This window comes from Pseudomonas sp. F9001 (assembly GCF_013385435.1).
Lineage (GTDB): Bacteria > Pseudomonadota > Gammaproteobacteria > Pseudomonadales > Pseudomonadaceae > Aquipseudomonas.
On the sequence record NZ_JACAPX010000011.1, the window covers coordinates 360,935 to 375,650 of the forward strand.

General features: G+C 63.1%; 11 protein-coding genes. All 11 read right to left on the minus strand.

Annotated elements, in window-relative coordinates:
• Position 1: 1 nt before the first annotated feature.
• A complete protein-coding gene (gene glgX / locus HX818_RS10425) occupies positions 2-2,161 on the minus strand; it encodes a glycogen debranching protein GlgX (protein WP_003207536.1) in 2,160 nt (719 codons plus the stop codon).
• Between the two features lie 123 nt (positions 2,162-2,284).
• Positions 2,285-2,551, minus strand: a complete 267-nt coding sequence (locus tag HX818_RS10430) for a DUF2934 domain-containing protein (protein ID WP_003207537.1) — start codon at positions 2,549-2,551, stop codon at positions 2,285-2,287.
• 23 nt (positions 2,552-2,574) lie between these two features.
• Positions 2,575-5,331, minus strand: a complete 2,757-nt coding sequence (locus tag HX818_RS10435) for a malto-oligosyltrehalose synthase (RefSeq protein WP_177020000.1) — start codon at positions 5,329-5,331, stop codon at positions 2,575-2,577.
• Positions 5,328-7,412, minus strand: coding sequence for a 4-alpha-glucanotransferase (gene malQ, locus HX818_RS10440; protein WP_177020001.1), 2,085 nt, complete (start codon positions 7,410-7,412; stop codon positions 5,328-5,330). The genes HX818_RS10435 and malQ overlap by 4 nt, the downstream gene beginning before the upstream one ends.
• Positions 7,409-9,160: a malto-oligosyltrehalose trehalohydrolase gene (gene treZ, locus HX818_RS10445; protein WP_177020002.1), complete on the minus strand. Its 1,752-nt coding sequence runs from the start codon at positions 9,158-9,160 to the stop codon at positions 7,409-7,411. The genes malQ and treZ overlap by 4 nt, the downstream gene beginning before the upstream one ends.
• Before the next feature lie 16 nt (positions 9,161-9,176).
• The gene (gene glgA, locus HX818_RS10450) at positions 9,177-10,736 is read right to left on the minus strand and encodes a glycogen synthase GlgA (protein WP_177020003.1); all 1,560 of its coding nucleotides are present in this window, start codon (positions 10,734-10,736) and stop codon (positions 9,177-9,179) included.
• A 438-nt stretch (positions 10,737-11,174) separates the two neighbouring features.
• Entirely contained in the window at positions 11,175-12,128 is a 954-nt protein-coding gene (locus HX818_RS10455; protein ID WP_177020004.1) for a D-2-hydroxyacid dehydrogenase family protein, read from the minus strand.
• Between the two features lie 26 nt (positions 12,129-12,154).
• Positions 12,155-13,168, minus strand: coding sequence for an alpha/beta fold hydrolase (locus HX818_RS10460; RefSeq protein WP_177020005.1), 1,014 nt, complete (start codon positions 13,166-13,168; stop codon positions 12,155-12,157).
• 55 nt (positions 13,169-13,223) lie between these two features.
• Positions 13,224-13,655 carry a YqaA family protein gene (locus tag HX818_RS10465; protein WP_177020006.1) on the minus strand — a complete coding sequence of 144 codons (432 nt, stop codon included), beginning with the start codon at positions 13,653-13,655 and terminating at the stop codon, positions 13,224-13,226.
• A gap of 3 nt (positions 13,656-13,658) precedes the next feature.
• The gene (locus tag HX818_RS10470; RefSeq protein WP_177020007.1) at positions 13,659-14,105 is read right to left on the minus strand and encodes a DUF411 domain-containing protein; all 447 of its coding nucleotides are present in this window, start codon (positions 14,103-14,105) and stop codon (positions 13,659-13,661) included.
• A gap of 154 nt (positions 14,106-14,259) precedes the next feature.
• A complete protein-coding gene (locus HX818_RS10475) occupies positions 14,260-14,715 on the minus strand; it encodes an SRPBCC family protein (RefSeq protein WP_003207553.1) in 456 nt (151 codons plus the stop codon).
• Position 14,716 lies beyond the last annotated feature (1 nt).

The following is a 14,716-nucleotide window of genomic DNA, read 5'->3' on the forward strand; positions in this document are numbered from 1 at the left end:
GTCACACCTCGTCCTCATGCTGCAGTTCAAACAGCAGCAGCGAACGCCCGGTGACCGCGTATTCGTGATCGAAATCGAAGCGTTCCTGGCCACGCACTGCCGGCTGGTTGGTGTCGAGCATGCAGGTCCAGAAGCCGCCATCCGGCACCGGTGGCAGGCGGAAATTGACCATGTCGTGGTGGGCATTGACCACCAGCAACAACGTGGCATCGGCCCCCGGGCGGCGAATCCCGGTTTCCTGGGCGCGGCCATCCATCAGCATGCCCAGGCAACGGCCATGGCTGTCCTGCCATTGCTCGATGGTCATTTCATCGCCGCTCGGCGCGAGCCAGGTGACGTCCTTGACCCCGATATCTTCGTTGTAGTCGCCCACCAGGAAGCGCCCGCGACGCAGGATCGGGTACGCCAGGCGCAACTTGATCAGGCGCTTGACGAACTTGAGCAGGGCCTTGCCGTCTTCATCCAGTTCCCAATTGATCCAGCCGATCTCGCTGTCCTGGCAGTAGGCGTTGTTGTTGCCGTGCTGGGTCCGGGCGAACTCGTCACCGGCTACCAGCATTGGCGTGCCCTGGGCCAGCAGCAGGGTGGCGAAGAAATTGCGCATCTGGCGCAGGCGCAGCGCGTTGATTTCCGGGTCGTCGGTAGGGCCTTCGACACCGTGGTTCCACGACAGGTTGTTGTTGCTGCCGTCCTGGTTGTTCTCGTCGTTGGCTTCGTTGTGTTTGTCGTTGTAGGACACCAGGTCGTGCAGGGTGAAACCGTCGTGGGCGGTGATGAAGTTCACCGAGCTGTACGGCCGGCGGCCGCGCTGGTTGAACATCTCGCCCGAGGCGGTCATGCGTCCGGCGAAGTCGGCCAGTTGGCCGTCGTCACCTTTCCAGAACGAGCGCACGGTGTCGCGGAAACGGTCGTTCCATTCCACCCAGCCCGGCGGGAAACCGCCGACCTGATAGCCGCCGGGTCCACAGTCCCAAGGCTCGGCAATCATTTTCACCTGGCGCAGCACCGGGTCCTGGCGGCAGGCCACGAGGAAGCTGTGGCGCTCGTCGAAACCGTCGCGGTAGCGGCCAAGGATGGTTGCCAGGTCGAAGCGGAAGCCGTCGACATGCATCTCGGTCGCCCAGTAGCGCAACGAGTCGGTGACCATTTGCAGCACGCACGGGTGGCTCAGGTCGAGGGTGTTGCCGGTGCCGGAATCGTTGATATAGAAGCGCTTGTCATCGGGCATCAGGCGGTAGTACGAGGCGTTGTCGATGCCGCGCATGGACAGCGTCGGGCCTTGCTCGTTGCCTTCGGCGGTGTGGTTGTAGACCACGTCCAGGATCACTTCCAGCTTGGCTTCGTGCAGGTGCGCGACCATTTCCTTGAACTCGGCGATCTTGCCGCTGGCCAGGTAGCGCGGGTCCGGGGCGAAGAAGGCGATGCTGTTGTAGCCCCAGTAGTTGGTCATGCCTTTTTGCAGCAGGTGCTGGTCGTTGACGAAGGCGTGCACCGGCAGCAACTCGACCGATGAGACACCCAACTGGCGAATGTGCTTGAGCACATCGTCGACCATCAGCCCGGCGCAGGTGCCGCGCACTTCCTCAGGCACCGAAGGATGGCGCATGGTGATGCCGCGCAGGTGGGTTTCATAAATGATCGTGCGATCCCACGGCGTGCGCACTGGCTGGTCGTTGCCCCAGGTGTGGGCCGGGTCGATGACTTTGCACTTGGGCACGAAGGGCGCGCTGTCGCGTTCGTCGAAACTGAGGTCGGCGTCCGGATGGCCGATGGTGTAGCCAAACAGGGCCTCGGACCATTTGAGCTCGCCCACCAGCTGTTTGGCGTAGGGGTCGATCAGCAATTTGTTGTGGTTGAAGCGATGACCGTTGGCCGGGTCATAGGGACCGTACACGCGGTAGCCGTAGATCAGCCCGGGGTGGGCGTCGGGCAGGTAGCCGTGGAAGGTCTCGTCGGTGTATTCCGGCAGTTCGATGCGCTCCAGCTCGACTTCGCCGCTGTCGTCGAAGATGCACAGTTCGACTTTGGTGGCGTTGGCCGAGAACAGCGCAAAGTTGACCCCCAGACCGTCCCAGGTCGCGCCGAGAGGGAAGGGCAAACCTTCACGAATCCGCGACGGCTCGTTTTCCGGCGTCGAGTTGGGCTTGTTGGGTTTGCTCATTGAGATGCTCCTGCAAAAGGGTTTTTCCGGGCCGAACGGGGCCATTCCGGCGTGATGCCGGGTAGATATCGGTAGTTGGATAGCCTCCTGCGGTGCGGGCGCACCTGCAGGAGGATCTTTGGGTCAGGGGGCCTTGGGCTTCTTCGCAGCAGGCTTCTTCGCCGCCGGCACTGCGCTTGGCTTGGCTGCCGGTTTGGGCGCTGCCGCTGCGGGCTTGGCTTTTGGCTTGGCCTTGGCGGCGGCCTTCGGTGCCTTGGATGGCGTCAGCGCTTCGGCTTCCGCCAGTTTGCGCGCCATTTCCCAGTGTCGTGCGTCCTCGCCATGGGGTTTACCTTCAGATTCCCAGATCTGATGTGCCAGTTCGCGGATGCGTTTGTCTTCAGTACTCATCGCAATGCTCCTCACAGAAAATTTCAGCTTTCTTGATCATCAGGATTGATAAAGACATTGACCGGGAAATCCCCCAGGGCAGCGCTGATCATGAGCTCCTTGTTTGGTGTGACTGCGCCTGTTCGGAAAAGTCCCTTCCAATTTTGGGTTGGAGCGGCGAACGGTAATCGGACCCGGGTATCGCCCCAAATCTGCGCGTTGATCAGGGGGTACACACCGTTTTCAAGCAGCCGGTGAGGCCAGCGTGGCACCACCACCAGCAGCTGTTTGCCCTGGTATTCGCGGTAGAAAGCGACCACCCGCTCGGCGTGTTCGCCCACCACTTCCAGAGGCTCGTACGTGCCCTGGCGAAACAGTTGCGGATGCGCCTTGCGCAACCCCAGGACCTGGCTGATCAACGCCTGTTTTATACGCCCGTCATGCCAGTTGAACATCAGCTCGCCGATGTCCGGCGGCGTGTGCAGGCCCTGTCGCCGTGCGGGGTAGTCCACCGGGCGGCGGTTGTCAGGGTCCACCAATGTGAAGTCCCAGAACTCATCACCCTGGTACAGGTCCGGCACGCCCGGCACGGTGAGGCGAAGCAAGGATTGCGCCAGCCCGTTGAGCGCGCCGGCCGGGGCGATGGCCTGGGCGGCCTCGCCGATGGCATCGCGCAGGGTCTTGCCGGCGTCCTCCAGCAGCAGCCGTGACAGGAACGCTTCGACACCTTGCTCGTACAACTCGTTGGGTGCGCTCCAGCTGCTGTTGAGCTTGGCTTCACGCAGGGCTTTTTGCTGCCACTGCCACAGGCGCTGGTGATAGTCCGCCAGGCCCTCGGTATCGTCGCGGTGCAGGTCCAGCGGCCAACTGCCCAGCAGCACCTGATAGAGGATCAGTTCGTCACCCGCGTACGGCGTGTTGGCATCGCTGCGCAGGCGGGCGGCAAGGGGGCGCCATTGCTCCACCTGCTCGGCATACCAGTCGGCGGCCTCGCTGAGCACAGCCAGGCGCGCACGGGTATCTTCGCCGCGCTTGTGGTCGTGGGTGGCGGTGGCCAGCAGGTTGTCGGGGAAGGTGCGCAGGCGTTGCTGATTGACCGCGTGGAAGTCTTCCAGCGGGGCGCTGAATTGTTCGGTGCTGAAACCCACGTCATTGCGCGACAACAACACACCCGAGCGGTAGAACGCAGTGTCTTCCACGGCCTTGGCCGCCGCCGGCGAGGTCAGTTGCTGGAAGCGTACGCAGGCGTGCTTGAGCATCTTGCGTTTGCGGCCCAGGGGGCGGTCGCGCCAGGGTTGGCCGCCGAGCCATTTTTCCAGGTAGTCGAGCACCGGCCAGTCGCCTTCGCTCAAGGTGCTGCGGGCACCGGCCAGGGCTTGCAGGAAAAACACGTCATCCAGTTCGCTGCGGCCCCGGGCACTGATGTAGGTGCGGTACACCGGGAAATGCACGATCAGTTCCTGCAACGCGCGGCGAATTGCACCCAGGGTCAGGTCGCGGCTCATCACATCGTCCCGAGCCACTTGCAGCAGGGCCTGGGCCACACTTTCAAAATCCCCGGCCAGGGAACCGTTGAGGATCTGCTGCCGGGCCAGCCAGGCTTCTTCGATAAATGAAGACGGGCGCTCGGTGTGGCGGGTCCATAACTCGGCCAGGGGTTCGAAGCCCTTCGGGTCATGTTGCAGCAATGACAGCTGGTTCATGAATTCGTAGCCGGTGGTGCCGTCCACGCGCCAGTCTTCACGCAAGGTTTCGCCTTCGCCGAGGATCTTCTCGACGAAGATCGGCAAGTGCCGCCCACTCGCCAGCGAGTCCACCCGGCGGCGCAGCTTGCGGCAGTAACCGCGCGGGTCGGCGAGGCCGTCGATGTGGTCGATGCGCAGGCCGTCGATCAGGCCTTCGCTGATCAGCTGGAAGATCTTGCCGTGGGTCGCTTCGAACACCGCGCTGCGTTCAACCCGCAGGCCGCCCAGCTCGTTGACGTCGAAGAACCGCCGCCAGTTGATATCGTCCGCCGCCGTGCGCCAGCTGGCCAGGCGATAGCTTTGTTGTTCCAGCAGGTGGTGCAGGCGGGCGAAACCTTCAGGCTGGCGGGCGTCGTAGAGGTCGAGGTTCGCTTCGATGGCCTTCAGGGTTTCGGGGTCGCGGGCGGCCTCGATCAGTTCCTGTTTCAGCGCGGCGGCCTGGGGATAGGCGTCCGGCTGGTAGGCCAGGCTGCTGAAACGATCGGCCAGTGACTTGACAGGCACCAGCTCGCCGTATTCCCGCGGGCAGATCGGGAAGCGATGTTCGTAATGCTCGACGTAGAAGCTGCCGCGCTGCGGGTCGAAGCGCAGCGGCAGGGCACCCGACTGCAGGGCTTCGCCGTAGTCGCTGCCCAGGAACGGCATCAGCAGTTGGCCCTTGAGCAGCGGGTCTGGCGAGTGCCATTGAATGTCGAAGAATTCGCTGTAGGGACTCAGGCGACCCCATTCCAGCAAGTCCAGCCACCACAGATTATCGGCACCGCCGACGGCCATGTGGTTGGACACGATATCGAGGATCAGCCCCATGTCATGTTCGCGCAATGCCGCAACCAATCGCCGCAGCGCCGGTTCGCCGCCCAGCTCGGGATTGACGGTGGTGGGATCGACCACGTCATAGCCGTGCATCGAACCGGCGCGGGCGCTCAGCAATGGCGAGGCGTAAAGGTGGCTGATGCCCAGTTCGGCGAAGTACGGCACCAGCGGCACGGCGTCGTCGAGGGTGAAGCCCTTATGAAATTGCAGGCGCTGGGTAGCCCGTAGCGTCAATGCTTTCATCGGTCACGCTCTTGGGCCTGGATGCGCGCCACGGCCAGCAGCTCAAGGCGGCGGGCCGCGTTTTCATCATCGAGCAGGGTGGCGGCATCGCCCGGCAGGCGGCGGCGCCAGTTCGGGTGGGTGTCGGTGGTGCCGGGCAGGTTGGATTGTTCCTCGACCCCCAGGGCGTCCTCCAGCGGCAGCAATACCAAGGGTGCACGGGTGTGGCCCAGGTAGCGCACGCTGGCGTCGATGACGTGGTCGGTTTCGTTGCGCACTTCGTCGATGAAGTTCTGCGGGTCCTGGCTCAAGGCCTGGCGCAGTGCCTGGCGTTCCCGCAGGCGGTGTTCGCTCCATTGCTCGACGGTGGGTGCATCGATCAGGCCCAGCTGGATATTCCAGTCGATATCGCGGCTGTGCCACCAACCGTTGAGGGTCGGCAGGTCGTGGGTGCTGGTGGTGGCCAGCGCGTTGTCCGGCCAATCGAGGATCGGCTTGAACTGGCCGCCGTGGTCTTGTTCGAACAGCAGCACGCGCATGCCGAGGATCGAGCGCGCGATGAGTTTTTCCCGCAGGCCGTCGGGTACGGTGCCGAGGTCTTCACCGAGGACGATCGCCTGGTGGCGGCTCGACTCCAGGGCCAACAGCCGCAGCAGGTCATCCACCGGGTAATACAGGTAGGCGCCGTCCCGTGGCGAGGCGTCCATCGGGATCACCCACAGGCGTTGCAGGCCCATCACATGGTCGATGCGCAAGCCGCCGGCGTGGGCGAAGTTGGCCCGCAGCATTTCGATAAACGCGCGAAAGCCGTTGCGCTTGAGGCCTTCGGGGGAAAACGCGGAAATACCCCAGCCCTGGCCGGCACGGTTGAGGATGTCAGGTGGCGCACCCACGGTCAGTTCCGCCAACAGTTCATCCTGGCGGCTCCAGGCCTGGCTGCCGCCGCCGTCGGCGCCCACTGCGAGGTCGGCGATCAGGCCGACACCCATGCCGCTGCCGCGCGCCGCTTGTTGCGCGCGTTCCAGGCACCGGGCAATCAGCCATTGGCTGAAGGCGTAAAAGCCGATTTCGTCCCGATTGGCTTCGGCAAACTGCACCAGGGCCGGGCTTTGCGGGCTGTGCCAGTCCTCTGGCCAGTGGCGCCAGTCGAGGCTCTCGCCGTTGGCAGCGCGTTCGGCTTGTACGGCTTCGAAGCGGCAGTGGTTTTCCAGGGCTTCACCGCCAGCCTGGCGGAAGCTCAGGAAGTCGGCATGTTGCGGGTGGTCGCCCTGGCGGAAGTCGTCATACAGGGTGCGCAACAGGCGCTGCTTGGCTTTGGCCGCGGCCGGCCAGTCGATCAGGCTTTGTTGCTCAAGGTCATACAATTCGTCGGCCAGCCCGCTGGCTTCGATGGCAGTTTGCACCGCACGTTCGCCGAGGATGCAGCCGGGGGACGCGTACAAACTGTTGAGGAACAGGCGGCTGGACGGGGAATAGGGGCTGAAGCGCTCGGTGTCGGCGCTGAACATCGCGTGCATGGGGCTGATGGCCAGGGCGTCGGCGCCGCGTTCGGCAGCGGCGCGGGCCAGTTGCTCCAGGGCCTGGGTATCGCCGAAGCCGCCGTCGCCGCTGCGGCGCAGGGAATACAGCTGGGCGCTCAGGCCCCAGGCGCGGGCGGTCTGGGTGTCGACCGCTTCTGCGACGGTGTAGCAATGCGTCGGTGCCACGGCCAGGGTGAAATGCTGGTCGGCAATATGCACTTGTTGGTAGCCGACCGGAATCGAGCCGGGCAATACCGCGTTCTCGTCCAGGCTCAGGTCCAGCACGCTGGAGTCTTCGAGGTGAATCTGGCACGGCGTACCGGGGGCGAAGTAGCGCGCCAGGTCCAGGCCGGCGCCGCTGTCGACGGTCATCAGGGGCGGCAGGTGCTTGTCTTGTTGCACGCGTTCGAGGTCCAGCAGGCTGGCTTCGATCTCGGCGTCGCTGTCGGCCGGGTGGCCCAGGCCTTTGAGCACGGCGCGCAGGGCGTCGGGCTTTACATGTTGCGGGCGGCCATTCGCGTCGATCCAATCGACGGCCAGGCCCGCTCGGCTGGCGAGTATTTCCAATTGCGCGTCGCTCAAGGGTGCTCTCCAACAGGGGAATGGGTGAGGCTGACGCGGGCGCTGAGGGGAGCCAATTGTTCGGCCCCGCTGGCCTGCGTCACAAATAGGAGGTGCTCGGCAGCCGGGTAGTTCAGAGAATCGGCGCTCAGGTTGAGGTCGATCTGCAACAGGCTGCCATTGCCCAGGCGCCAGCGCGCCGTGACCGCGCCCTCCGCCAGCACGTGCGCACCCAGGGCCATGCTGCCGGGCAGGTGCGGCACGATATGTTGGTGGCGCAGGCTCAGCAGGTGCCGGTAGAGCTGCGAGTCGCCGCAGTCGGCGAGGGCGGGTGCCGAGCGGCGGAAGGTTTGCAGGGAGTTGGGGTCGGGAATGCGTTCGCGGCGTTCGGGGTCGCTGAACGCGGCAAAGTCGGCAAACTCGTTGCGCCGGCCTTCACGTACCGCCTCGGCCAGTTCGCCGTGATGGTCGGTGAAGAACAGGAACGGCTCCTCGGCGTTGACTTCATCGCCCATGAACATCAGCGGGATCATCGGCGACATCAGCAGCAAGGTCGTCGCGGCGCTCAGGGCCTGGGGCGAACACAGTTGATGCAGGCGTTCGCCCAGGGCGCGGTTGCCGATCTGGTCGTGGTTCTGCAGGAACAGCACAAAGGCGCTGGGCGGCAAGTGGCCGCTGGGTTCGCCGCGCGTGTGGCCGTGGCGCGTGGTGTGGCCCTGGTAGATAAACCCTTCGCTCAGGCAGCGGGCCAGTTTTCCCGTGGGGTCCTGGGCGAAATCGCTGTAGTAGGCGTCGGTTTCGCCGGTGAGCAGCACGTGCAGGGCGTTGTGGCCGTCATCGTTCCACTGGGCGTCGAAACCGCTTTCCAGCAGGCTGGCCTGGTTGAATTCGTTTTCCAGCACCAGCCACACATGCCGCCCCGTGTCGACTTGCTGGCGTACTTTTTGCGCCAGCTCCTGCAGGAAATCGGGATCGTTGATGGCGTGCACGGCGTCCAGGCGCAGGCCGTCGAAGCGGTATTCCAGCAGCCACATCAGGGCGTTGTCGATGAAGAAATCCCGGACCTCCCGGCGATCAAAGTCGATGCCCGCGCCCCAGGGCGTGTGCACGTCTTCGCGAAAGAAACCCTTGGCGTAGGTGCCGAGGTAGTTGCCGTCGGGGCCGAAGTGGTTGTAGACCACATCGAGGATTACCGCGAGGCCATAGTGGTGCGCACTGTCGATCAGCTGTTTGAGCTGCTCGGGCGAACCATAGGAGGATTGGGGAGCGTAGGGCAGGACACCGTCGTAACCCCAGTTGCGTTCGCCGGGGAACTGCGCGATGGGCATCAGCTCAATGGCGGTGACCCCCAGTTCGGCGAGGCGCGGCAGTTGTTTCTCGACCTCGGCGTAGCCCCCCAGTACGCCCACGTGTATCTCGTAGATCACCGCTTCGTGCCACGGCCGGCCTTGCCAGTGGCTTTGGCGCCACTGATAGGCCAGGGGGTCGACCACCACGCTGAAGCCGTGAACGTCCGTGGCCTGTGCCCGGGAAGCCGGGTCGGGAACGTCCTGTTCGCCGTCGATGTTGTAGCGGTAGCGGGTGCCCGGCGGGCATTGCAGCTGCACCACAAACCAGCCATCGGCCTGGGGCAGCATCGCTACCGATTTTCCTTCCTCAAATTCAACGCTGACATAAAACGCGTCTGGCGCCCATAACGCGAAGCGGGTGTGTTCCGCATCCAGCATGATCGCGCCGTGGGGCCAGGTTTCCAGAGTCCGTGACGGCATCTATGAAGACCTCTTTTTACTGTTTCCCCGATCTTCCCAGCGCTTTCGCTACCAGTTGCTCATAAAGTTCGGCATAGGGTTCCACTGCCTGGCACCAGTTGAACGGTGCGGCCATAGCCCGGCAACGCATGGCGTTGAGCAAGCCTGGGAAGGCGAAGACCTTGAACGCGCGGCTCAGGGCCGCTTCGTAGCTTTCGACAGTGGATTCGTTGAACAGGAAGCCGGTGACGCCATCCTCGATGGTGTCGGCCAGGCCGCCGGTGTTGCGAGCGACCGGCAACGAGCCGAAGCGCTGGGCGTACATCTGGCTCAGGCCGCAGGGTTCGTAACGGGATGGCATCAACAGGAAGTCGCTGCCGGCGAACATGCGGCGCGCGTCGGTCTCGTTGAAGCCGATGCGCACGCCGATCTGGCCGGGAAACCGCAGGGCCAGGGCACGCATGGCTTGTTCTTCTTCAGGCTCGCCGCGACCGATGATCGCGATCTGGCCGCCATTTTCGACGATGAAACTGGCGACCGCCTCGGTCAGGTCCAGGCCTTTCTGGTAGACCAGGCGCGATACCACGGCGAACAGCGGGCCGGTGGAGTCGTGCAAGCCAAACAGGTTGCGCACATGGGCGGCGTTCAGGGCCTTGCCTTCCCAGTCACCAATGTTGAAAGGGTGGGTCAGGTGCGGGTCGGTGGACGACTCCCAGCTTTCATCAATGCCGTTGGGAATGCCGCTGAGCAAGCCTTGCTGGGTCTTGCTGGCGAGAAAGCCGTCCAGACCGCAGCCGAATTCAGGGGTGGTGATTTCCTGGGCATAGGTCGCGCTGACTGTGGTGATGTGGCTGGAATACGCCATGCCGGCTTTCAGGAATGACAGCTTGCCGTAGAACTCCATGCCTTCCTGTTGCAAGGCGTGTTCGGGAATCCCCAGCTCCGGGCACGAGGCGAGGCTGACCACGCCCTGGTAGGCGAGGTTATGAATGGTGAACAGCGTTGGAGTGCGTGACCCACGCCAGTGCATATAGGCTGGCGCCAGGCCTGCTGGCCAGTCATGGGCGTGCACCAGGTCCGGGCACCAGTGGATCTGCGCCAGGTTGGCGGCAATATCGGCGGCGGCCAGGCCCAGGCGGGCGAAGCGGATATGGTTGTCGGGCCAGTCGCGGCCGTTGTTGGCGCCGTAGGGCGTACCTTCGCGCTCGTAAAGCTCGGGGCAGATCAGCACGTAGATAACCAGGCCGTCCTTGAGGTCCATGCGCCCGATCTTGCACGGTGGCAGCGCGGCGTGGCCCCCCAGCTCACCGATGATATGAATCGGGTTGTCGCTGTCCAGCACCTGCGGGTAGCCGGGGATCAGCACGCGCACATCGTGCAGGTGCGCCATGGCGCGGGGCAGTGCGGCGGAAACGTCGCCCAGGCCGCCGGTTTTCACCAGGTCGGCCAGTTCGGAAGTGACAAACAGCACTTTTTTGCGATTGGGATTCACACGTGGGACCGGCCGCACCGTGTTGGGAAGGTCGGCCAATGAGGTCGGCCCGCCAACCGGCTGACTAAAACGCTCTCCCTGAGTATCTACAGCGGCACTGATCATAGTTCTCTCCCGAGTTCTGGTCGGCTGATGGCATATGGCAATCAGCGAAGGTTGACCGCGTCCTGCGGCCAGGCGCACAAGCGCTACACAGACTGGCAAGCCTTATGCCAGTTGTGCTGGAGTCTTAAATAGAGTGGATGGACGGGCGTTCGGTGGGAACCGTCAGCACTCGCCTTACCTTAAACCTGACCTGTGGCAGAGTTGGAAAGTTTCGATTTTTTGCGGGGTTTTTGTTTTGGATCGGACCCATCGGTCATGAGTCTAGGACAGATCCCAGAGCCTGTGGGGTCTGTGGGGTATTTTTGTAGGACAAATTTTTTTCATGAGCCCCGTAGCAGCTGTCGAGCGCGCTCCGGTTCAGGATCGGCAGTGCGCCCGACGCAGCCTCGCTGGGGCTCGACAGCTGCTACGGGGGGAGTGGGAGGTGAAATGTGTGCACTAGCTTAGTGCGCGAAGGGGCACTCCTTTGGCCCAGGCTTGGATGTCTTCGATCATCTGCTGGTAGAACTGGCGGTAGTTCTGCTCGCTGACGTACCCCACATGAGGGGTGGCCAATACGTTGGGCAACTGGCGGAATGGATGCCCGGCTGGCAGCGGCTCCTGGGTGTACACGTCCAGTGCCGCGCCCGCCAGCCGGCCATTGGCCAGGGCGTCAATCAAGGCGGCCTCATCGACAATCGGCCCGCGTGCCGTGTTCACCAAATGCGCCGAAGGTTTCATCCAGCCCAACGCTTCGGCGTCCACCAGCCCGCGGCTGCGGTCGCTGAGCACCAGGTGAATCGACAACACGTCCGCCTGTTCAAACAACTCGCGCTTGCTGACCCAGGTCACGCCGCTTTCGGCAGCGCGCTCTGGAGTAAGGTTTTCGCTCCAGGCAATTACGCGCATGCCGAAGGCCTGGCCAAATTTGGCGACCTTCTGGCCAATGCTGCCCAGCCCGAGAATCCCCAGGGTCTTGCCGTACAAATCGCCGCCCAGGCCCACTTGCCAACCCCCGGCGCGCAGGGAATTGGCTTCGGCCAGCAGGTTGCGGGTGGACGCCATGATCAGTGCCCAGGTCAGTTCCGGGGCCGCGTGCTTGTAACTGTCAGTGCCGCATACCTGGATACCCAGGGCCTTGGCCGCAGGAATGTCGATGGCGGCGTTGCGCATGCCGCCGGTCACCAGCAACTTGAGCCTGGGCAAGCCTTGCAACAGAGCCCGGTCGAAGGTGGTGCGTTCGCGCATCACGCAGATCACCTCGAACCCCTGCAAACGCTCGATCAACGTGGCGGTGTCCGCCGGGTAATCGTGGAGGAAGTGCACCTGGCCGACCGACGCCAGGACTGACCAGTCCACCACGCCACTGGCCACATTCTGCCAATCATCAATCACTGCGATCTGTACCGACATTCACGCATGCCTCGAAAAAGGTTGGATTAAAGGGCGTTCAGCCCTCGCAACAGTGCCTTGTGAAACTGTGCCGGCTCTTCCATTTGCGGCGCATGGCCCAGGCCCGGGAACTCCACCAGGGTGGCGTGGGGAATCAGCTTGGCCACTTGCTTGCCCAGCACCGCGTAGTTGCCGAGCTTCGCCTTGACCGCCGGTGGCGCCAGGTCTTTGCCAATGGCGGTGTTGTCGGAAGTGCCGATCAGCAGCAGGGTGGGCATCTGCAGGTCCTTGAACTCGTAGTACACCGGCTGGGTGAAGATCATGTCGTAAATCAGCGCCGAGTTCCACGCCACCTGGGTGTGGCCGGGGCCTTTGTTCATGCCGGCGAGCATATCGACCCAGCGGTCGTATTCAGGCTTCCAGCGGCCGACGTAGTAGGTGTCGAGCTCGTATTTGCGGATGCCTTCGGCGGTCAGTTTCAACTCGCGCTCGTACCATTGGTCAACGCTGCGGTAGGGCACGCCGATGGCCTTCCAGTCTTCCAGGCCAATAGGGTTTACCAGTGCAAGTTGTTCGGTTTGCTGCGGATAGAGCAGGGCGTAGCGTGTGGCAAGCATGCCGCCGGTGGAATGGCCGAGCAGGGTAGCCTTCTGAATACCAAGTTTTTCCAGGAGTTGATGGGTGTTGATCGCCAGTTGCTGGAAGCTGTACTGGTAATTGTCCGGCTTGCTGGAGGTGCAGAAACCGATCTGGTCGGGAGCGATCACCCGGTAGCCGGCGTCGCTCAGGGCCTTGATCGATTCATCCCAGGTGGCGCCGCAGAAGTTCTTGCCGTGCATCAGCACGATGCTGCGCCCGTTGGCCTTGCCTTTGGCCGGCACGTCCATGTAGCCCATCTGCAGGGATTTGCCCTGGGACTGGAAGGTGAAGTGCTCTACCGGGTACGGGTATTTGAAGCCTTGCAGCTCGGGGCCGTAGGTCGGACCTTCTTCGGCGGCGAAGGCGGGCAGGGCGCTGCCGAGCAACAGGCTGGCGACGCACAGAGAGCGGATCTTGGACATGGTTAGAGCTCCGGGAACAGTGCCCGGATGCTGTGGCGAGGGGATTAACGGGAGATTAAATCCAGTGCAGGGTGAGCATGGCCAGTACCCCGTAGCGCGCCCCTTTGGCCAGGGTCACCAGCACCAGGAACCGCCAGAACGGTTCGCGCATGACCCCGGCCACCAGGGTCAGCGGGTCACCAATGATCGGCACCCAACTGAGCAGCAACGACCAATGGCCCCAGCGCTGGTAATGGGTACGGGCCTTTTCCAGGTGCCTGGGGCTGACCGGAAACCAGCGTCGATCCTTGAAGCGCTCGACCGAGCGGCCCAGCAGCCAGTTGACCACCGAGCCCAATACGTTGCCGGCCGTTGCAACCCCGAGCAGCAGCCACACGCTGTAATGCCCGCTGATCATCAGCCCCACCAGCACCGCCTCCGATTGCATCGGCAACAGCGTGGCGGCGCCGAAGGCGGCGAAAAACAGTCCCAGGTAACCGGCAAGCATCAATCAGCGTGCCGGATAGTCAGCCACTACCACGTCTTTGCCATCGCGGGTCAGGCCGATGACCTGATAGGCATCGCTGCTGCCGTCCATCTCCATGCCAGGCGAGCCCATGGGCATGCCCGGTGCCGCAATGCCCAGCAAGTCGTCGCGCTTGTGCAGGGCCAAGACCTGGTCGGCTGGCACATGGCCTTCGACGAACTTGCCGTCGATCACGCCGGTATGGCAAGACGCCAGGCGTGGCGCCACGCCCAGGCGCTGCTTGACCTCGCTCATGTTGCTTTCCACATGGTCGTTGACCTTGAACCCGTTGCTTTCCAGGTGGGCAATCCACTTTTTGCAGCAACCGCAGTTGGCATCACGGTGCACGTCAATCGGGATCAGCTCGGCAGCCTGGGCCAGGGTGCTCATGAGCAGGGCCGACAGTGCGGCCAGTCGCAGGGTGGTTTTCATCGTCATCTCATCGGATAAAGGGCAACAGCGGGGCATTCTCCCTGCTTTTTGGAAAAGGGTTTCCCGGGTGTGTTACGAAGTTTTACGAAAAACCGACAGCACCAGAATAACCGCCTGGTGCTGTCGGAAAACTGAGAGGGATATGACGGTTTTGTCAGGCTGGCGGGGATTCCAGGCGCTGCTTGAGCTGATCAAGGGCCTGGTTGGACAGTGCGATCATGCGCTCATGCAGGGTGGTCAGTTGCAGTTCGGTTTCATAGGTGAGGATGCGCTTGAACAGCGTGCCGTTGCCCTGTACTTGCAGCAGATAATGAATACAGCCATCGACCGCCAATGAGGTGAACGCGGTCTTGAACTCCCGCGGTCGCTGCGCAATCTGCACGCGATAGCTCATGGGAACCCGCACACCCAGCAGGTCGATGGTTTCAGTGAAACGATGACCGGCAGGCAATGAGCCGGCGATACCGGTGTCGGCGCCCAGGGATGTCGGATGCCATTCATGCCAGCGATCCGGTTGGGTAACGTAGTCGTAAACATCGTCGATAGAGGCTTGTATATAGCGTTCCTGACTGATCCGCTCCAGACGGATCGGGTGCTCAACTGCGTGCATG